Origin of the sequence: Leptolyngbya sp. GB1-A1 (assembly GCF_039962475.1) — a bacterium.
GTDB lineage: Bacteria > Cyanobacteriota > Cyanobacteriia > Elainellales > Elainellaceae > Leptolyngbya_A.
The window spans coordinates 305,019-324,463 of sequence record NZ_JAMPLI010000002.1 but is presented as its reverse complement, the minus strand read 5'-3'; the positions used below and the strand labels follow the sequence as shown (position 1 = coordinate 324,463).

15 protein-coding genes, 1 tRNA gene and 1 pseudogene are annotated in these 19,445 nt (G+C 50.5%); 14 read left to right on the top strand and 3 right to left on the bottom strand.

All coding sequences use genetic code 11. The features are described 5' to 3' along the window. Positions 1 to 37: 37 nt before the first annotated feature. The 11 genes and pseudogenes from NDI45_RS03340 to NDI45_RS03290 all read left to right on the top strand — a co-directional run bounded on the left by NDI45_RS03340 (position 38) and on the right by NDI45_RS03290 (position 13,359). The gene (locus NDI45_RS03340; RefSeq protein WP_190789646.1) at positions 38 to 1,093 is read left to right on the top strand and encodes a DUF2382 domain-containing protein; all 1,056 of its coding nucleotides are present in this window, start codon (positions 38 to 40) and stop codon (positions 1,091 to 1,093) included. Positions 1,094 to 1,231: 138 nt separating this feature from the next. Continuing rightward, positions 1,232 to 2,368, top strand: coding sequence for a DUF2382 domain-containing protein (locus tag NDI45_RS03335; protein ID WP_199296361.1), 1,137 nt, complete (start codon positions 1,232 to 1,234; stop codon positions 2,366 to 2,368). A gap of 97 nt (positions 2,369 to 2,465) precedes the next feature. Then, positions 2,466 to 2,736: pseudogene (locus NDI45_RS03330) on the top strand (sugar ABC transporter permease); the annotation flags it as partial. A 346-nt stretch (positions 2,737 to 3,082) separates the two neighbouring features. Beyond that, positions 3,083 to 4,609, top strand: a complete 1,527-nt coding sequence (locus NDI45_RS03325; RefSeq protein ID WP_199296360.1) for an MFS transporter — start codon at positions 3,083 to 3,085, stop codon at positions 4,607 to 4,609. A gap of 75 nt (positions 4,610 to 4,684) precedes the next feature. Beyond that, positions 4,685 to 4,918 (top strand): hypothetical protein, encoded by a 234-nt coding sequence (locus NDI45_RS03320; protein WP_190790320.1) that lies wholly within the window; start codon positions 4,685 to 4,687, stop codon positions 4,916 to 4,918. 426 nt (positions 4,919 to 5,344) lie between these two features. Further along, complete coding sequence (locus tag NDI45_RS03315; RefSeq protein ID WP_348246291.1) at positions 5,345 to 6,817, top strand: acyltransferase; 1,473 nt, start codon at positions 5,345 to 5,347, stop codon at positions 6,815 to 6,817. Positions 6,818 to 6,868: 51 nt separating this feature from the next. Then, a complete protein-coding gene (locus NDI45_RS03310; protein WP_348246289.1) occupies positions 6,869 to 8,347 on the top strand; it encodes a glycosyltransferase family 2 protein in 1,479 nt (492 codons plus the stop codon). A gap of 490 nt (positions 8,348 to 8,837) precedes the next feature. Beyond that, complete coding sequence (gene cobA / locus NDI45_RS03305; RefSeq protein WP_190790317.1) at positions 8,838 to 9,689, top strand: uroporphyrinogen-III C-methyltransferase; 852 nt, start codon at positions 8,838 to 8,840, stop codon at positions 9,687 to 9,689. 7 nt (positions 9,690 to 9,696) lie between these two features. Further along, positions 9,697 to 10,185, top strand: coding sequence for a rhodanese-like domain-containing protein (locus NDI45_RS03300; RefSeq protein ID WP_190790316.1), 489 nt, complete (start codon positions 9,697 to 9,699; stop codon positions 10,183 to 10,185). Positions 10,186 to 10,441: 256 nt separating this feature from the next. Next, positions 10,442 to 11,476, top strand: a complete 1,035-nt coding sequence (locus tag NDI45_RS03295; RefSeq protein WP_348246286.1) for a 2-hydroxyacid dehydrogenase — start codon at positions 10,442 to 10,444, stop codon at positions 11,474 to 11,476. A 251-nt stretch (positions 11,477 to 11,727) separates the two neighbouring features. Further along, entirely contained in the window at positions 11,728 to 13,359 is a 1,632-nt protein-coding gene (locus tag NDI45_RS03290) for an alpha-D-glucose phosphate-specific phosphoglucomutase (protein WP_348246419.1), read from the top strand. Positions 13,360 to 13,377: 18 nt separating this feature from the next. Here NDI45_RS03290 and NDI45_RS03285 read toward each other — a convergent pair whose 3' ends face one another. Further along, positions 13,378 to 13,707, bottom strand: a complete 330-nt coding sequence (locus NDI45_RS03285; RefSeq protein ID WP_190790314.1) for a hypothetical protein — start codon at positions 13,705 to 13,707, stop codon at positions 13,378 to 13,380. Between the two features lie 494 nt (positions 13,708 to 14,201). Here NDI45_RS03285 and mgtE point away from each other — a divergent pair, with 494 nt between their 5' ends. Further along, on the top strand, positions 14,202 to 15,563 hold the full coding sequence (mgtE, locus tag NDI45_RS03280; protein WP_348246284.1) for a magnesium transporter: 1,362 nt from the start codon (positions 14,202 to 14,204) through the stop codon (positions 15,561 to 15,563). Between the two features lie 208 nt (positions 15,564 to 15,771). On the opposite strand, the gene NDI45_RS03275 is transcribed toward mgtE, so the two are convergent. After that, positions 15,772 to 16,530 (bottom strand): HAD family hydrolase, encoded by a 759-nt coding sequence (locus NDI45_RS03275; RefSeq protein WP_190790312.1) that lies wholly within the window; start codon positions 16,528 to 16,530, stop codon positions 15,772 to 15,774. Between the two features lie 215 nt (positions 16,531 to 16,745). Here NDI45_RS03275 and cbiB point away from each other — a divergent pair, with 215 nt between their 5' ends. Further along, positions 16,746 to 17,708, top strand: coding sequence for an adenosylcobinamide-phosphate synthase CbiB (gene cbiB, locus NDI45_RS03270; RefSeq protein WP_348246417.1), 963 nt, complete (start codon positions 16,746 to 16,748; stop codon positions 17,706 to 17,708). A 7-nt stretch (positions 17,709 to 17,715) separates the two neighbouring features. On the opposite strand, the gene NDI45_RS03265 is transcribed toward cbiB, so the two are convergent. Beyond that, positions 17,716 to 17,788 (bottom strand) — tRNA-Arg (locus tag NDI45_RS03265). Between the two features lie 343 nt (positions 17,789 to 18,131). Between NDI45_RS03265 and codA the strand changes: the two genes are divergently transcribed. Continuing rightward, entirely contained in the window at positions 18,132 to 19,400 is a 1,269-nt protein-coding gene (gene codA / locus NDI45_RS03260; RefSeq protein ID WP_348246282.1) for a cytosine deaminase, read from the top strand. Positions 19,401 to 19,445 lie beyond the last annotated feature (45 nt).

Here is a 19,445-nt window from a genome sequence, read left to right as displayed (position 1 = left end):
CATATAGCTTTGTTTGAAAAATTGAGGAAAAACTGATATGGCTCTCTACAAGATTAAAGACTTTTATCCCGACTACCGCGAACACTTTGGCGACCACGATGTGATGGGATACGATCTGTATTCCGGCACGGATAAAGTGGGTTCTGTGGATAACCTGCTGGTTGATGATGAAGGACGCTTTCGTTACCTGATCATTAACACGGGTGCATGGATTTTTGGTAAGAAGGTGTTGCTGCCGATCGGTCGTGCTCGTATTGACTACAACGATCGTCATGTCTATGTAGATGGACTGACCCGTGAACAGGTTGAAAATCTGCCTGAGTACGACGGTTCTGTGCCTGCTGACTTCGATTACGAAGAGCGTGTTCGTGGCGTGTATCGTTCGCCCTCCAGTGGCACATCCATGGGGACTGGAGCGATGGCTGCTGGTGCAATGGGTTCGACTGCTGCTGCAAGCACCAATCCGATCAACACCGCAACGCCGCTGGACACTCCGACCGCACTCACCGATGTTTCCGCAACCAGCGACGTGAGCCGTCGTGATGTTGTCGCCGATCGCGATGTAAGCTCCAGCAAGAATCCGATCGAGCGTGCTGGCGATGCAATTGGCAACACTGTTGATCGGGTTACCAACCGCGACAGCTATCGCTACGACGAGCACGATCGCGACCTATATGCCTTGAACGATCAGCATCACCAAACCCTGCGCCTATATGAAGAGCGGCTGATTGCGAACAAGCAGCGTCAGAGAACGGGCGAAGTGATCGTGGGCAAGCACGTTGAAACCGAGCAGACTCAAGTTAATGTGCCGATCGAGAGAGAGCGTGTTGTCATTGAGCGCACCACTCCAGTAGACCGGGTTGTTTCTGGCACAGACGTTAATGCCTTTAACGAAGGCGATGTCGTTCGGATGGAAGTGTACGAAGAAGTACCCGATATCCGTAAGGAAACGGTTCTGCGTGAAGAAGTGACCGTTCGCAAAGAAGTCGATCGCGATACCGTGACAGCAGATGAAACGATCCGCCGTGAACGTCTAGACATCGACAAAGACGGCAACCCGAACATCAATAACACAGATCTGCCGAACGTGTAATTAGCGCATTCTGCTGAACAACTAATGATTAGCAGATGATTAATGGAGTGATGCGATCGATGAAGAATCAGTGAAAGCTGAGGAACCTCGATTGCTCACTCTTGTTCCATTCATAGCGGAATTACATAGGTGAAAATTATGACAAACTTTTTCAGACTCAAATCCTCTGATCCAGACTTCCACCGCTTATTTGACAGAAGCAATATTGATCACTTTAAGGTTTACACCAGCGATCGATCGTTGATTGGTCAGGTTGCTGATACCTGGGTTGACGAAGCAGGACGATATTACTTACTGATCGATCGCAATCTTGAGCCGAATGCTCCCAATCGGAATGAGCAAGTTTTAGTGCCGCTTAATCGATTCCAGATTGATTCTCATGCTCATCAGATTCACACTGAAATTAGCGCAGCACAAATCTCTGGCTTACCGATCGTCACTTCCGAAGGAATCGTCCGGGGTGCGGGTCAAACGGTTGCTAATCAGGCGATCGGCACTTCTACGGTAGAAAATTCGGCCGCAAGTGCGGCAGTTCGTCCTACGTCTGTATCTGATGCTGCCACAATGCGCACCTTTGCTCCGCTTGAGGCTTCCTCGCCGCTTGAAGGGGCTGCTCCGCTTGACATTCCCTCTCCAAGTAAAGACGTGCAGCGTGTCGTCATGCCGAACGTGGCAATGGCAAATCCAACGGTTTCTGCACCTGCTCCCACCGCGCAACCGATTCAACAAGCTGTTGAACAACCAACGATTGCCCCTGCACCTGTGGCTGAAGTGCTTGCTAGCCCGGTACAGCCTACGCCGGCTAAAACGTCTGTCCGCATTGCTCAGGAAGAGAAGATTCAGCTGCTGGAGGAACGGCTCGTCGTCAATGCTCGTAAGCAGAAAATTGGCGATGTGATCATGCGAAAGGAAATCGTCACCGAGATGATTCAGGTTCCAGTTCGGCGCGAAAAACTCATTGTTGAGCAAATTAGCCCAGAGCATCGAAAACTGGTAGAAGTTGATTTGAATCAGGGCGATCGCTCGACGATTGAACTCATTGAATCACTCAATGCCAACTCAAATCTCACAAGCTCTCAAGTCGGTCAGCCCATCGGTCACGGCACAAACGGACAGGGTTCGCTGATGTCGATTCAGGCGGCTAGCCAACTGCTGGCAGAATTGGCAAATCGTCCAGAATATCAGGGAGCAAACGTCAGAATTGAATTTGCTGACCCTGGACTCCAGGCAGATTATCAGCTCCGATCGCGGCAGTTTCCAACGAATTCTTACTAAGCAAATGAATTAGGTCTATCCGGTCTGGATAGAACTGTAATGCGTGGGCTGCTATGCAAAAGCTGAAAATGAAGAAGTGGTTGGCTATTTGTTTATCATGCCAGCCCTTCTTGTTTTGGGGACATTTTTTGTACTGCTGATTCTTTACTCTATTTTTCTATCGTTTCAGAAGGTTCAACTTCTGGGCAATACTCAATATCAGTTTGTTGGTTTGAGAACCTTGACGATTGCTGGAAGACGATTGCGTTTGGATCGCGCTAAAAAGCACGGTTCAATTGGTAGCGATTGTGGTTCCAGAACAGGCTATTCTGACATTGACGCTTGCGGTTACTCTAAACGCAGGAATTCGAGGAAAAGCGGTTGATTGGCTGAATTCTGATCAGGGCATGATTGCTGCTGTTTAACCCGGCTTGATTCCCCATTTACTCAACCGCCCTGTAACATTTTCCTGAGCATCCGCTGAAGGAGAGATTTTTTGACAGCTTACGATTGTGAATAACGTCACAGCAGTTAATAGAAATCGTTGAATCCCTCTGCGGAACATTGCAACTTCTTTCAGAGGGAGGGTGTGTCTTAACAACCCTCAATTTATCTTTGTAGAAACGATTACCTGTGCAGGTATGTTGAGAATGCAGCAGATTGTATCGCTCGATTCCTCACAGGTTAAGCAGTGTCGAGTCAGTGTTTCATCGCTTCTATTTACTGAGGTTAGCAGTGGATTCTTTGTCTATCGATACCGTTTCTTCAGAAAATTTTGAGCAGGCTGCCACAATGAGCCAGCTTCCAACGGTTACCCCTTTAGGGAACTGCGAAGCAACTGAAGTTATCCCATCGAATGAACAACTTTCCCCGAAAACCTCAAAGAACGTTATCCGTAGAAGTCTGAGAGCCTCGACGCTCGATGGCGTGTTTGCGACTGTTTTTTCTAATACAACGGGCGGAGTTCTTCTAAGCAATTTCATTCTCAATTTAGGAGCAACTTCAACCCAGATTGGCTTGCTCGCATCCATTCCGATGCTGGCAAATTTGTTGCAGCCGATCGGAGCTTATTTCTCTGAAAAAACAACGAGTCGCCACCTTTATTGCCTCTGGATCTACGGCATTTCTCGCTTGCTGTGGGTCGTGTTGGTAATTGGCATTTTTCTCACAAGCTGGTATCACTTTGATGCACAAGCCCTCATTTTTTGGACGCTGGGAATCTCGCTGGCAACTCATCTTTTGGGCGCATTGGGCAGTGCATCTTGGCTAAGCTGGATGGCAGTGCTGGTTCCCCGTCGCTTAAGAGGACGCTATTTTGGCTTTCGTAATAGTGCTGCAAACCTGACCAATCTGATTAGCATTCCGCTACTGGGTTTGATTATCTCTCTCTGGTTCAGAGGCACGCTCGAAGGATTTGCCATTGTTTTGGTGCTAGGAATTGTTTTTGGCATTGTGAGTCTGGCATTTCAGTTTCTGATTGTGGATGTCAATCCTCAAATGCAACATTTAATCTCAAAAGATAGAACTCAAGATATACAAAACCGGAAAGAAAATCAGGGGGATCAAAATCAGAAAGAGAATCAGGAGGAACGATCGCAATTTTCCCTAAAGCAATCTTTTCTTGACATCTTGAAGGACACGAACTTTCTGATGTTTCTGCTGTATTTCAATCTGTGGATGTTTTCGGTTAATTTATGTGCGCCTTTTTTTAACTTATATTTGCTAGATAATTTGAAGCTTGATATTAGTCAGGTCACGCTTTACAACAGTCTCACTGCGGCAGCTAACCTGCTGATGCTGCTCTTTTGGGGGAAGGTCGCCGATCGCATTGGCAATCGTCCGATTTTGATTGGCGTTGGCATTCTGGTTGCCGTCACGCCGCCGCTCTGGCTGTTTACAGGAGCGAATGAACTCTCGGTCTGGCTCTGGCTGCCACTGCTGCATATTTTAGGGGGGGCAACCTGGGCGGCGATCGATCTTTGCACCAATAACTTGCAAATTGGAGTCGCGCCGGTGCAGAACCAATCTGCTTACTTTGGAATTGTGGCCGCAGTAGCAGGGGTGAGCGGAGCACTGGGAACGCTAGCGGGCGGATATTTAGCGCAGGTAGATGGATGCGGCTTGTTTGGTATTTTTGCCCTGTCTGGGGTTCTGCGTCTGGTTGCCCTTTTACCGCTGGTGTTTGTTCATGAGCAGCGCAGTCAGCCGTTACATCAAGTAATGCAGCTTATTTTTCCCACAGCAGAGGAATCTTCGGTTTGAATCTCCTTTTCGATAGATGGATTGGCAGTAAGGGTGAGTCAAGGTGAAAAAGTGACACCTCAAGAGGATTTCATTATGACTACTAACAACAACAGCAGAGTTATTAACGACCTAGAATACGATTTGCTGGCAGTTCTGAAGAACAAATCGGATGCGGTTCAGCTCTACGATACCTACGTGAAGGATGCCGAGTCGGCTGGTTCTCAACCCTGTGTTGAACTGTTGAAAAAAATTCAAGAAGAAGACAGAAAGCACGCCGAAGAAGTTCGGAATCACCTGAAAGAAGTCATGCAAAAAGGCAAAATGTAATTTACCCTTGCTTTTGATGATTGAACTTGTTCGATCGCAGCTTGATCCCGAATGAATTCGATCGAGAATTGCATCATTAGAACGATTTCACAGGTTGCTAAAAATGGATAGAGTGCTGCTTTGTGAATCAGCAGGGCAGCACATTTTGTTGAGTAAATATTACTACTAAGCAAATATTACTACTGATAAGGTTGCTACTGGTAAATATTGCTACCGGAAGTGTTGGAGGATATTTGAGTAGTATGAGCGGTTTTACAATACCCCCTAAATCCCGCAACTTTTGACTTGCCACTCTCCAAGAGCAAGGGGGGACTTTGAATGTAGGCGAGGTGGCTCGGTTCTTTCCAAGGTTGTGGGGCTAAGGAGGCTGTTCGGGACGCATTTCGGTCAATCAGGTCAATCAGTAGGTTCAATCAGTAAAAACTCATGAAAAACGCCCGTGTTGCTGAAAAACAAGCTCAGCGTTCTTCACACAAAGAATCCTCTTCCCGGCTGGTCTGGGTTGAGGGAATTCGGGTGTTTGCGGCAGTCATGGTGCTGCTTTATCATGCCCAACTATTGTTTACCGACTATGGCTACACCCCGCAGCCGACAGGCTTGATCGATAACCTGGGGCGAATTGCCTATGCCTCCGATCGCCTTGGACCGGGCATTTTAGGAAAGGCGTTGAGCGTGCCGATCTGGTTTGGCTATCAAGCCGTAGATCTGTTTATTCTGCTAAGCGGCTTTACCACGGTTCTCTCGCTTAAGGGTAGACCGCTGGAACCTGTGCAGTTTCTTCGCCGTCGATTTACCCGAGTTTTGTTTCCCTACTGGACGATCGCCTGGTGCAGCTACCCGATTCTGTGGCTGATTGGACGACTGACCAATCGCTACAGCCCTGACCCCTGGAATATGTTTACAGGAGCCGTGTTTCCACTATTGTTTGAGTTTGATGGCGAGCAGCTCCTTGCCACAAGCGGTCCCTGGTGGTTTGTACCCCTGATTCTCAGCTTTATTTTGATCTTTCCGCTGCTGTGGAAGCTGCTGCATCGCTGGGGCGCGTGTCGGCTGCTGCTGGTGAGTTTAGGACTTACGATCGCCTATCGCACGATGGCAGTTTACTGGTTTGGCGGGCATCCAACTTATGTGGTGTTCGAGACCAGTCACGATTGGCTACCGTTTGTGCCGTTTTTAGCGCGGCTCAGTTCCTTCGTGGTGGGTATGGTGCTGGCTCAGGCATTTTTGCAGGGCAGAGGCGTTTTGTTCTGGCGGCTGCGGCGGGTCGTTCTGCTGAGTAGCATGGTGTATGCGATCGGCTGGCTGTGTCAGTTCAGTCGTTTTGGTTGGATTTTTGCCGATTTACTGTTGCCGATTGGCTTGGCAGGGCTTTGCTATGCCATCTGCCGCTGGCTGCAAAAGTCAAGGCTGCTGGAAGCCGCGATGGGCAGGCTGGGTCGCCACACCTATAGCTTTTTCTTAATTCATAACTTCGTAATCGATCGCACAATTCATCTCTCAGTTGGAAATTCTTTGCCGTCCTACTCCCGTCTCTTGCCACTCCTGGTAGTAGGAACCTTGATTTTGTCTGTTCTTGCAGATTACACTACTCCACTGATCCAGCAGTTGACGATGGCATTCCTGCGGAGCGTGGATCACGCTTTGATACCCGCCTCAGGGCAGCAGCAAACTTGGGGGTTCCAGGTCGGCGATCGGGTTCGCTATGGCGACGAAGGTGGCTGGACGATCCTCCAGGTGGGACGATTACTTGACGGTAAGCGGCTCTATCTGTGTCAATCTGACTACAGAAGCAAAACCCAATGGGTCACGCAGCAGGAGCTTGAACTCGATAAATCGTCCCCAGGCGAGAAGTCGCATCACAATCTGTCAGCTAGATCTCCCACAAGGGGGCAGATGTGAGGCATCCTGTAGCCATTAGCAACTCATTGTTCAGTGAGGAGGGTAACGTAAGTGAGGAAGTGGACGGTCGAGCTACGCAAGGCATTGGTTGCCCATGTCGTGCTGATTGGTTTTCCAACGATCGTGTTTTATTGGATGCGGCTAGAAGGCTGGAGCGTCACCAGTCTACATCTGCTGATTGCCACGTTCTATGTGATTAGTGGGCTGATGCTGCTGGTGGAATCGACCAGTGCGATCGCTCGTCGTTTCGCCACGGATGATTATAAGGCTGAGCGCAATCGCTTTCGTCGATTTTATTACCGTTTTAAATCTCGTTTGGGGCTGGGGGGCGCAAGACAGCCTTATCCTAAATTGCCCGTTCCTCGCTGTTCCTTCCTGCTGGCTGCCTATTTGCCCAATGAGCAAGAAATCATCCTGGAAACGCTGGAACATATTCTGCTGAGCGTGCAGCGTCCGCCAGACGGAATCGAGGTCGTGCTGGCATACAACACCCCCCACGACTTATCAATCGAGGAAAATTTGCGAAGGCTTGCCCAGGTTTACCCAGAACTCAAGCTCTTGCGGGTGGAGGGAAGTCGATCGAAAGCCGAAAACCTCAATGCCGCCTTTGATCTGGTTACTGGAGAAATTACCTGCATTCTGGACGCGGATCATCACCCCGCGCCCGATTGTTTGTTTCGGGCATGGCACTGGATCGAGCAGGGCTATGACGTAGTGCAGGGACGCAGCATTATTCGCAACCACCAGGAGAATTTGCTGACCCAGACGATCGCCATTGAGTTTGAAATGATCTACGGCATTGTTCACTCGGCAAAATCTTTTCTCACGGATTCCAGCATTTTTGGCGGCTCCAACGGCTACTGGCGAACTGAGGTACTGAAGCAAATTCGCTTTAATGCGGCAATGCTGACCGAGGATATTGATGCCTCAATGCGAACCCTGCTCCAGGGCTATCGGATTTTGCACGATCGCAGCATTATCAGCACCGAACTGGCTCCAGTGGATTTGAAATCTTTCTGGTTTCAGCGCAAACGCTGGGCGCAGGGCTGGCTGGAAGTAGCACTCAAATATCAGCGACAGCTCTGGAATTCCGATAAGCTCAGCTTAGTGCAAAAGGCTTTCTGGATTTATTTGCTTTATTACTGTGAGTTTTATTCGCTGGTTGCTATCCAGATTATTCCGATCGTCCTTAGCCTGTCGCTATCCGATGGCACAATTCCCGATAACCTGAATAACTATCTGTGGTTCAGCACAATGATTTCGTTTATCGGCGGAGTCTATCAAACGCTAGCAACCGCGAAAGTGGCTCAGGTACGCTATCCACTCTACTACTACGTCAATCACGTCCTGATGCTGGTTCCCTATATTTTCTTTAAGAATATTATTGCGATCGTGGCAATCTATGACCATGTGCGCGGACACTCAAGCTGGCTCGTGACTCCACGCGGCAAGCAGCCCTACTACATTTCAAATCTGCAAAAAGAGACTGTTCCTCCTTCTCCCTCGGTCTTGAATTCAACTAAATCGTAAGCCGGGGGTCATCGCGGAACCCCCAACCGGAAACTGGATTGGGATTCCCCTACTTGTCGGGGTTGGGAGGCTAAAGCAGGACTGCTGATACTTCCAAACTATGCCTCCAGCCTGCGTTCTAGCAATTGTCATCTGCGTCTGACAAATTCGCTCGGGTTCAAGGCTCATTCCTGATCGAGTTCGCTAGACTAAGGTCATACGCCAAAACAAATAAATTCAGTGGTTCCCAGGCATATCCTGGGAATTTCTGTTTTCAGCTCGCGTTTTCGATCGACTTGGATACAAAATCAGCATTTGCCCCATGCAGGTTCTTCATAAATGGTAATATTTTGTATTCAGCGATACTGGATTCCGCATCGGTCACGCCTATTGTTCTGTTAAAAGCACAAGGTACAAGGCTTTAAAGACACCAGTTTTAAGACACTAGTTCTCAGACCCTCGTTAAGACGCAAGTTTGCCCAAGCAGTACTCTCCTCATCCCCTCTCCTGCATGAACGACGACATCACCCTGCCGAATCAGTCGATTTTCCGGTCTGCCGCTTCAGTCTCCAGTCACGAATGCTCTAATCCGATCGCCCCTTCCGTGGGCAAAGTTTATCTGGTGGGCGCGGGTCCAGGCGATCCGGGCTTGATGACGCTGAAGGGCAAGGGACTACTCGAACACGCTGATGTGGTGATTTATGATGCGCTGGTAAGCCCGCCGATCCTGGCAATGATTAATCCTGACGCTGAAAAAATCGATGCAGGCAAGCGGCGGGGACGACACTCCCTGGTTCAGGAAGAAACCACCCAGCTTCTCGTCGAGAAGGCGCAGCATCACGCGATCGTCGTGCGGCTCAAAGGCGGCGATCCCTTTGTCTTCGGGCGGGGCGGCGAAGAAATGGAAGACCTGATGCAGGCAGGCGTTCCGGTGGAAGTTGTACCGGGTATCACGTCTGGGATCGCGGCTCCGGCGTATGTGGGCATTCCGCTCACCCATCGCGCCTACAGTTCGTCGGTCACATTTGTCACAGGTCATGAGTCAGCAGGCAAATACCGTCCGCAGGTGAACTGGCAGGCGATTGCCCACGGCTCAGAAACGATCGTGATTTACATGGGCGTTCATAACCTGCCCCATATTGTGCATGAACTCACCGCCGCAGGTTTAGACCCTCACACGCCGATCGCCCTGATTCGCTGGGGAACCCGTCCCGACCAGGAACAGCTCATTGGCACACTAGAGACGATCGCTCAGCAGGTCGAAGAAACCGGATTTGAGGCTCCGGCGATCGCCGTAGTGGGTCGTGTGGTCGATCTGCATCAAACCCTGGCGAATGTAATGCTTCCGCCTGTCGTTTTGTGATTGAGCAATGGTCGCCCTGCCTGCCTGGTTACGTTCCCTTCTCTGGAAACTGGTCAAGCGTTCAATTCGGCGCAAGTTTCCCCAGGTGCAGCCGATCGATCCCGCAACCCTGACAGCGCAGCTTCAACAAGAGCCAAAACCCGTTTTACTCGATGTGCGATCGGCTTCGGAATACGCCGTGAGCCACCTGCCAGCAGCACAGCAGATTGATCCCGCCACCAAAGACTTCTCTGATCTCCCTTACCCGCCCGATACGTCGATCGTCTGTTATTGTTCGGTCGGCTATCGATCGGCACGACTGTGCGCTCGCTTGCAGGCAGCAGGCTATCAAAATGTTCGCAATCTGGAGGGGTCGGCTTTTGAGTGGGTCAATCAGGGCTATCCGGTGTATCGAGAGGAGCAAAGGGTGCGATCGATCCATCCGTATAATGCTCAGTGGGGACTGCTGTTAGACAAGGCTGATGTTGAAAAAACAGAGCGTGAACTGCCTCCCTAGCTTCCCAATTCTTGGGGGAACCGAGTTAGCCTCCTGTTGGGTTTCAAAGTGTCCCCTAAAGTTGACCTGTTTCGGGGGCAATGTAGACCCTTAAACACTCGTCAAACAATTCCTAAAATTTATCAAAAAGCAAAAGGTTCATTCTCGCCCAAAAAGCAAATTTACAGCTTTTTTTTGGGTTAAATCCCTCTCCTGATAGTTTAATTAAGGCAGCTTTCCATCGATCGTCTAATTAGCATTTTGCTTGAGGTGCGGGATGAAAGTTGCGGTTTTTAGTACCAGGGAATACGATCGGCAATTTCTTGAAGTCGCGAACTATGACCATGAGCATGAACTCGTCTTTTTTGAGGTGCAGCTCAATCGCAATACGGCTTCTTTAGCAAATCGCTATCCGGCAGTTTGTATCTTTGTGAATGATGTTGCCGATGCAGCGACCTTAGAAATTTTGGCATCGCATGGAACAAGTCTGATTGCGCTCCGCTCTACCGGGTTTAATCACGTCGATCTCAAGGCTGCGGCACGACTCGGAATGCAGGTTGTGCGAGTTCCGGCGTATTCGCCTTATGCGGTCGCAGAACACGTCGTTGCGATGATTCAAACGCTAAACCGCAAAACTCATCGTGCCTACAATCGCGTTCGGGAAGGTAACTTTTCCCTTGAAGGACTGCTCGGCTTTGATCTGCATGGTCGCACGATCGGCGTAGTGGGAACTGGCAAGATTGGGCAAATTTTCGCTCAGATTATGAACGGCTTTGGCTGCCAGGTATTGGGCTACGATTTGTTCAAAAAACCCGCATTTGAAGCAGTTGGTCAATATGTCGATCTGCCCGAACTGCTGTGCCAGTCGGACATCATCTCACTGCACTGTCCCCTCACGCCGGAAACGTATCACCTGATTAACCCAAAAGCGATCGAGCAAATGAAGCCGGGAGCCATGCTAATTAATACCAGCCGGGGGGGGTTGGTTGATACCGAAGCAGCGATCAAAGGCTTAAAGTCAAAGAAGATTGGCGCCTTGGGTTTAGATGTGTACGAGCAGGAATCTGACCTGTTTTTTGAGGATTTGTCCAACGAAATTATTCAGGATGATTTATTTGAGCGATTGACTACATTTCCGAATGTTTTGATTACGGCGCATCAGGCATTTTTCACCAAGGAAGCGTTAGAAAATATTGCCGAAACAACGATGCAAAATATTTCTGATTTTGAGAACGATCAGCCGCTCAAGAACGAAGTCAAAGCAGAGGAAAAAATCGTCTCCAAATCACCCGCACCTCGCAGTCGCCCATGATTTGCGCGAAAGGGAATGTGAGGGCTGTGCCCCGGCAAAGGCAGCCAGAGAGATCTTCCAGCATCCCAAACACCCACCCGCTACTTCTCCATCATCCTTCTAGACAGAATTATTCAGCGATCGGTTAAACTTGCTCTGATGCATCATCTATCCCTTTTTGTCGAGTTTCTGTTTCGCTTTAAATCTGTTTCGCTTTAAATGTTTAGCTTTAAAGAGGATGCCAAACCTCCGCTCAAATTCCCGTGAAAAGCATTAATATTCGCACCGTTGCTACCACGCCGTATCTAGATCAGAAACCCGGCACTTCGGGACTGAGAAAGCCCGTCCAAACCTTTCGCCAGTTTCGCTATCTGGAAAACTTTGTGCAGGCAATCTTTGATGGTTTAGACTGCGCAGGGCAACTGCTGATACTGGGCGGCGACGGACGCTACTATAACCGAACTGCAATCCAGATCATTCTGAGAATGGCGGCAGCAAATGGATTTGCGCGGGTCAAGGTGGGGCAGGGCGGCATTCTCTCGACTCCGGCGGCTTCTGGGATGATTCGCAAATTTGGCGCAGTTGGCGGCATCATTCTGTCTGCTAGCCACAATCCGGGCGGCGTGAACGGCGATTTTGGCATCAAGTTCAACAGCAGCAATGGGGGACCCGCTTCTGAAACGGTTACGGATGAAATCTACCAGCGGAGCCGCACGATCGATCGCTTCAAACTCATGGAAGTTTCAGATGTTGATCTCGATCGCTTGGGCGAAACGCAGCTTGGCGAAATGCTCGTTGAAGTGATTGATCCGATCGCGGACTATATGAGTCTGATGGAGAAGATTTTTGACTTCGATCGAATTCAGTCTCTCTTGATCTCCGGCAACTTTCGCATGTGTTTTGATGCAATGCACGCCGTTACAGGTTCCTATGCCCATGCGATCTTTGAGCGGCGACTGGGCGCATCGGTTGGAACCGTGCAAAATGGCATCCCGCAAGAAGATTTTGGCGGCGGACATCCTGACCCCAACCTGGTGTATGCCAAAGAACTGGTCGATCGTCTGTTTGGGCATAACGCGATCGATTTTGGTGCCGCCTCAGACGGAGACGGCGATCGAAATATGATTTTAGGACGGCGGTTTTTTGTGACGCCTAGCGATAGTCTGGCAGTGTTGGCGGCAAATGCTCATCGGGTTCCGGGTTATCGAACCGGATTGGCAGGAGTAGCGCGATCGATGCCCACCAGCGCAGCCGTCGATCGGGTCGCGGCAAAACTTGGAATCGACTGCTACGAAACCCCGACGGGCTGGAAGTTTTTTGGCAATTTGCTGGACGCTGGGAGAATCACACTCTGCGGCGAAGAAAGCTTCGGCACTGGCTCAAACCACATCCGCGAGAAGGATGGACTGTGGGCAGTGCTGTTCTGGCTCAATTTAATTGCCGTACAGCAGCAGTCGGTGGAACAAATCGTACAGAATCACTGGCGCACTTACGGACGCAACTACTACTCACGGCATGACTATGAAGGCATTGAAACCGATCGCGCCGAAACCTTAATTGCCCAGCTGCGATCGAAACTGCCCAGTCTCAAAGGAGAAAGATTTGGACAATACGAAGTCCAGTACAGTGACGACTTTGCTTATCTTGACCCGATCGATGGCAGCATCAGCCAACAGCAGGGCATCCGAATCGGATTCACGGACGGCTCGCGCATCGTGTTCCGGCTATCCGGCACAGGTACTCAGGGCGCGACACTGCGGGTTTACCTGGAACGGTACGAACCCAACATCAACTGCCAGAGCTTCGAGGTACAGCAAACGCTAACGGACTTTATTGAGATTGCCGATCGCCTTGCCCAAATTCGATCGCTCACAGGGATGGCTCAACCCACAGTGATCACTTGAAGGAATATCCTTATCCCATCAAGCCGCAGGTTCGTCGCGCTCAGGCTTAGGCGATTGGGCTTGAAGCAGGCGCGTCAGGCGATCGGCAGACCACTGCTCAGACGGATAAGCCACTGCAACAATTTGCGATAGGCGGATCAGCCAGGTGGTAGACAGGCAAGGTTCACTGGAGGATTCGGTTTTATCAGGGGTGTAAATGCAAAGCACCTCGACAAATTCTGAATCCAGATAAATGGGTCTTCCTGCATAGCGATCGCCTGGAACTTCGATCCAAACCTTGCTGCCGCTTTGCAGGGCTTCGTTTAACCGATCAAAAAGCCGATTCGAGAGCCGATTCTTTTCCAGCATAGTTTTACTCCTACCTATAAGGAGGCATCAGCGACTACAACGGATGCGATATGAATTTCTGAACAATATCACAGCCTGCTGACGTAATGTTGCCCTAGATAGATGGCAAATCTTCTGTATGACCAGTGGATGACCCAATTGATGACAAAGAGGCGATTAAGCGACGACCAGCGTAAAATTACGCCTCCTGTCTACTGCGGTTCTGCCCTGATACCGATTCTCAAGCCAAACCGCTCCTGATCTCCGTCAATTTGCGTAAGTCCATGTTCTGAAAGTTGCGTGAAGCTTTTCTAATTGCGGCACAAGCGGGTTATCATGTCGGGTAGCAATGTCCAATTTATTGGCATTGATGTTGAATTCTGTTTTCTCTATGGACCGAAGTCCATTCCCCCACAGTACATAGCCCTTGCACGGTAAGCCATTGCACGTCTGACCTAGCGAGTCTGACCCAGGATGAGTTTCCCGGCGCGAGGGAAATTCATAGGAGGTTCTTAATGCTTACCCAGGAACGCAAGCTTGCCCTGTCGGAATTTTCTGTGGGCGATCGGCTATCTGACTTAAACCGCCTAAAAGCAGAACTCACCGAACTGCAATCGGTAGATATCAGCGAGTATATTAGCGAACTGCCCTCAGAACAAAGAGCGATCGTTTTCCGGCTGCTGCGAAAACAGCAGGCAACCGATGTGTTTGAATATTTGCCTACCGACATTCAGGAATCGCTGATTGAGTCTTTGCACGCGGTGGATGTGCGGCAGTTAGTGAACTCAATGCGTCCAGACGATCGCGCTGAACTGTTTGACGAATTGCCCGCTCGAATTGTGCGCTTGCTCCTTCAGCAACTTAGCCTCGAAGAACGTCAGGCAACCGCGATTATTCTCGGCTATCCCGAAGGCACTGCCGGACGGATTATGACTACCGAGTATGTGAAGCTGCGCGAGGGCTTGACCGTTGGACAGGCGTTAGAAAAGATTCGCCGCACAGACGAAGACAAGGAAACCATTTACTACGCCTACGTCACCGATGACTCGCGCCGCTTGATGAGCGTTGTTTCACTGCGTCAGTTGCTGTTTACCTTCCCAGATGTGCTGATTCGCGATATCGCCAGCGATCGGGTGATTAAGGTCTACACCGAAATGCCTCAGGAAGAAGTGGCGCGGCTAATGCAGCGATATGACCTGCTGGCGGTTCCCGTGGTCGATCGCGAAGATCGCCTGGTTGGAATTGTAACGATCGATGACGTGATCGACGTGCTGCAACAAGAAGCCACCGAAGACATCCAGAAACTTGCTGGAGCCGGAGGAGATGAGGCTGCGCTGTCGCCGCCCATCGTCACCATTCAAAAACGTCTGCCCTGGCTGCTGCTCAACATTGCGCTTTACGTGGGGGCTGCGAGTGCGATCGCACCGTTTCAGTCAGTGATTTCGCTGGTTCCGGTGCTAGCAGTCGTGATGCCCATTCTGTCTAATACGAGCGGCAATGTGGCAATTCAGGCACTCTCGGTGACAGTACGCGGCTTGGGCATTGGAGAAGTTACTCACGCCGATACGTTCAAAATCCTTCGCAAAGAGCTGCTGGCAGGACTGGGAACCGCTGCCGGGCTGGGACTCGCGCTGGCGATCCTGTCGCTGCTCTGGGCAGTTCCGGCAGAAAGATGGGTGTCGTTCGTGGCGGGTGGCGTCATGATTGTGAATGTCTTTATTGCCGCTAGTCTAGGAACCTTACTGCCGATGGGACTGAAGCGAGTTGGACTCGATCCGGCTCTGATTAGCGGTCCACTGCTGACGACCACCCTGGATGCTGTCGGATTTTTCACCTTTCTAAGTTTGGTCTCGATCGCCCTTAAGTTCTTTGGTTAGAGGGATTCTGGGAAGTTGGGTCTAGCGGGATTGCTGAATAAGTGTTTGAGGCTTCCAGCTCCCCAAATATCCCTTAATGCTGGAGGACTTTGAAATGAGCAAACTTGCTTTTGTTTGCCAAATTTCTTGTCACGCACCAAGTGCAGGATTTACAGTTTCCTATTTCTAGCAAGATTTATGAGTTTAAGATAGGTGATTAAGTATGAGTTTAGATTGATACATCATTAAGCAACGATCGCGCTAGCTCACAAAATCCTTCTGCTTCTTCTGCCTGCGTAATGTAAGTGGGTTTGTGAGTGAGGCGGTCGCCATAGTGACCAATATTTGCCACACCAACAGAATGCGGGAAGAAACAAGCATCAAACAAGCTCTCGTCGTTGGGACTATCGCCGATCGTGATCACCTGATCAACTGAGATATCGGAAAACTGCTGACGAAGCACCTGCAACAGTCCGGCTGCTTTGTTCTGCTCCAACGGCAAAATGTGACACTGCACGGTGCTGTAGGTAAATCCCCAGCCTTGCTGCTGACACCGATCGCTTAACTGCTGAAGCTCTGCCTCGGATAACTCCCCGATGTCAAACGTCCAGTCTGTTATCCGAAACCGATTGTCTGCAGACTCTTGAATGTGAGGCACGATCGTCTGCAACTCACCAAACATCTGCGCTAATTTTTGCCGATGCAGCGCAATCTCAGGAATCGAAACGATCAGCTCGAGTTTTGGATGATCTGCCTTGTAGAACAGCCCTCCGTTCTCTGCGATCGCAGCAGCCACAGGCAAATAGCTCACGATCGCATTTACCCATCCTGCCGATCGCCCAGTCACAATCACTACTGGAATTTGAGCGTCTTGTAAATCGGTCAGAACTTGCAGCAGGGGGGCAGTGAATTTGCCCGATCGGGTAAGAGTTCCGTCCATGTCGGTTGCAATCAGGCGAATTGATTTGGGGGAAGGAAGGGAAAGCATCGGAGTTAAGTGGATAGGTAAGCGTTTAGGTAATTGTTGAGGCGATACGAATACAGGTTTACGAATACAGATTGTAGAAGAGACGATAACGTTAGAGCGGGTTGGGATGGAATGAGCCGCAAGTTTGAGAACGTATGGAGTTTGCTTTGATGACGCTGCCAGAGGAACTGCTTTCGATCGACCCCCTCAAGGAAATTGCTTTGCAGTCACCCGTGATGAGTCTCCTTGTTCTCATAGGAGCAGCAGGGCTGGATTGCTGGATTGGCGATCCGTGGGGCTGGCTTCATCCGGTGCAAGTGATGGGTTGGGGAATTCAGCAGTATAGCCGATGGGCGTTGGGGTTCAAATCCACGATCGTTCAGCGATCGGCAGGGGTGGGCTTGGCGATCGGGATAATAGGTCTGAGTGCGCTGACTGGCTGGCTGGCAATCGCAGGAGCAATCTGGCTGCATCCGCTGTTTGGGGCAATTACGGCGATCGTTCTTCTGGCAAGCTGTTTTGCGGGGCGTAGTCTGCGACGGGCAGCAGAAGATGTGCTGGCTCCTTTACAGGCAGGCGATTTAGCAATGGCACGATCGCGGCTCAGTCTTTATGTCGGGCGAGAGACGGCTGATCTAGATGAAGCAGAAATTTTGCGAGCCGTGCTGGAGACCGTGACTGAAAATGCGGTGGATGGCGTGCTGGCTCCTTTGTTTTACGCGATCGTCGGGTCGTTTTCCCCTATTGGGGCTGTTCCACTGGCACTGGCATACAAAGCGGCAAGCACGCTGGACTCGATGGTGGGCTACCGGGAAGCCCCCTATCAAGATCTGGGCTGGTGCAGTGCCCGATTAGAAGATGGCTTAACCTGGGTTCCCTGTCGGCTGACAGTGTTGACGCTGGCATTACTGTCGGGTCAACCGCGAAAAGTCTGGCAGATTTGCTGCCGAGATGCGCCTCAAGATCCAAGTCCTAATGCAGGCTGGAGCGAATGTGTTTATGCGGCAGTGCTGGGGGTGCAGGTGGGCGGCAAAAACCAGTATCACGGTGTAATCAAAAACAAGCCGCTGTTGGGAGATCCCATTCATCCCATTACGTACGATCGCATCCAGCAGGCGATGAACTGGACAAGACGAGTTTTTCTGCTGTGGGTGGCGATCAGTGTCGCTGCCACGCTATGCGTCACGAACCTTCTCTAATCCTCTACGAGCATGGAGGGACTCGAACCCCCGACCCTCAGAACCGGAATCTGATGCTCTATCCACTGAGCTACATGCCCTCGAACCTTCCCTATCATAACAGCTCAATGATTCATCAGCAAACTTTGTGGTTTCAGGAATTGGTGATTAAGCAAATTAAAGCTTTCGTCGCTCCGAGCTTGAGCTGCGAAGGTTTTGGGGATGCCACTGCATGAAGTCGAAATTGTTGATGCCGATCGGGTTCCAGTTCGCCAAACCCGGCAATCACGCATTCTCATCCGCAACAATTCTCATCTGCAACAACGGTGAAACGTTGAAGCCCTGATTAACGGTAGCCTAAACTTCTGCGATCGTCGCTGACAAATTGCTATGCTCATCAGGTGATTGACCCATTTCCATTCCCATCATTTCGGGTGAAAGTCTATGTCTGTACCTGCTTGTGATTTGCTGTTGCGTCGGGGCAAAATTCTGCGGCAAAATGCACTGGCCGAAATTGCCGATATTGCGATCGATCAGGGTCAGATTGTGGCGATCACGCCTCAGCTGAACCATGCCGCGCAGCTTGAGCTAGATTTGCAGGAACAGATCGTCAGTCCGCCTTTTGTGGAGTCGCACATTCACTTAGATTCTGCATTGACTGTTGGAGAACCGCGCTGGAACCAAACCGGAACCCTGTTTGAAGGCATTGAAATCTGGCGAGAGCGCAAGCAGAATTTGACGATCGAAGATGTAAAGCAGCGGGCGATCGAAACCCTGAAGCAGCAGGCAATGCAGGGCGTTCTCTTTGTTCGTTCTCATGCGGATGTCAGCGAGAAAAATCTGGTTGCGCTGAAGGGCTTGCTAGAAGTGCGCGATCTGGTAAAGGATTGGATGACGCTTCAGGTGGTCGCTTTTCCGCAGGACGGAATTTACGGCAGTCCAGACAATGAGGCGTTGATGGAAGAAGCCTTGAAGCTGGGCGTTGATGTGGTCGGGGGTATCCCACACTACGAGCTGACCCGCGAGGATGGCGTGCGATCGATTGATCGAATTTTTGAATTAGCGCAGCAGTACGATCGGCTGATTGACGTGCATTGCGATGAGATTGACGATGATCAGTCTCGTTTTTTGGAAGTGATTGTGGCAAACGCAATTCGATCGGGCATGGGGTCGCGGGTGACCGCTAGCCACACCACTGCGTTTCATTCCTACAACAATGCCTATGCGTTTAAGCTAATGGGCTTTCTTCAGCGCACATCGGTTAACTTTATTGCCAATCCGCTGATTAACATTACGCTTCAGGGACGCACTGACACCTACCCCAAACGGCGCGGCGTGACGCGGGTAAAGGAATTGTGGCAGCAGGGGCAAAACGTCAGCCTCGGACATGACTGCATCTGCGATCCGTGGTATTCGCTCGGTACAGGAAATATGCTGGATGTGGCAAGTATGGCTCTGCACGTCTGTCAGATGACCGGAACCGAAGAAATGAATGCCTGTTACAACATGGTGACGTGGCACGGGGCAAAAACGCTGCACGTTGAAGACCAGTACGGCATTGAGGTAGGCAAACCGGCAAACCTGATCGTGCTGGAGGCTGACAGCCGCTATGATGCAATTCGCCGCCGTGCTGCCGTCCGGTATGTCATTTCACGCGGTAAGCTGCTCAGCATAACGGAGCCTGCCCGATCGCACTGGAAGGGCGAAGCCTAAGCAATAACTGCAAAGCGATTTCTGGCGTTGCTGAATAAGCGTATG

Bases quoted from the DNA above. Each gene is read 5' to 3' on its own strand.
- NDI45_RS03340 (WP_190789646.1), top strand. From the start codon at position 38: ATGGCTCTCTACAAGATTAAAGACTTTTATCCCGACTACCGCGAACAC.
- NDI45_RS03335 (WP_199296361.1), top strand. From the start codon at position 1,232: ATGACAAACTTTTTCAGACTCAAATCCTCTGATCCAGACTTCCACCGC.
- NDI45_RS03320 (WP_190790320.1), top strand. From the start codon at position 4,685: ATGACTACTAACAACAACAGCAGAGTTATTAACGACCTAGAATACGAT.
- NDI45_RS03315 (WP_348246291.1), top strand. From the start codon at position 5,345: ATGAAAAACGCCCGTGTTGCTGAAAAACAAGCTCAGCGTTCTTCACAC.
- cobA (WP_190790317.1), top strand. From the start codon at position 8,838: ATGAACGACGACATCACCCTGCCGAATCAGTCGATTTTCCGGTCTGCC.
- NDI45_RS03300 (WP_190790316.1), top strand. From the start codon at position 9,697: ATGGTCGCCCTGCCTGCCTGGTTACGTTCCCTTCTCTGGAAACTGGTC.
- NDI45_RS03295 (WP_348246286.1), top strand. From the start codon at position 10,442: ATGAAAGTTGCGGTTTTTAGTACCAGGGAATACGATCGGCAATTTCTT.
- NDI45_RS03285 (WP_190790314.1), bottom strand. From the start codon at position 13,707: ATGCTGGAAAAGAATCGGCTCTCGAATCGGCTTTTTGATCGGTTAAAC.
- mgtE (WP_348246284.1), top strand. From the start codon at position 14,202: ATGCTTACCCAGGAACGCAAGCTTGCCCTGTCGGAATTTTCTGTGGGC.
- NDI45_RS03275 (WP_190790312.1), bottom strand. From the start codon at position 16,530: ATGCTTTCCCTTCCTTCCCCCAAATCAATTCGCCTGATTGCAACCGAC.
- cbiB (WP_348246417.1), top strand. From the start codon at position 16,746: ATGAGTCTCCTTGTTCTCATAGGAGCAGCAGGGCTGGATTGCTGGATT.
- codA (WP_348246282.1), top strand. From the start codon at position 18,132: ATGTCTGTACCTGCTTGTGATTTGCTGTTGCGTCGGGGCAAAATTCTG.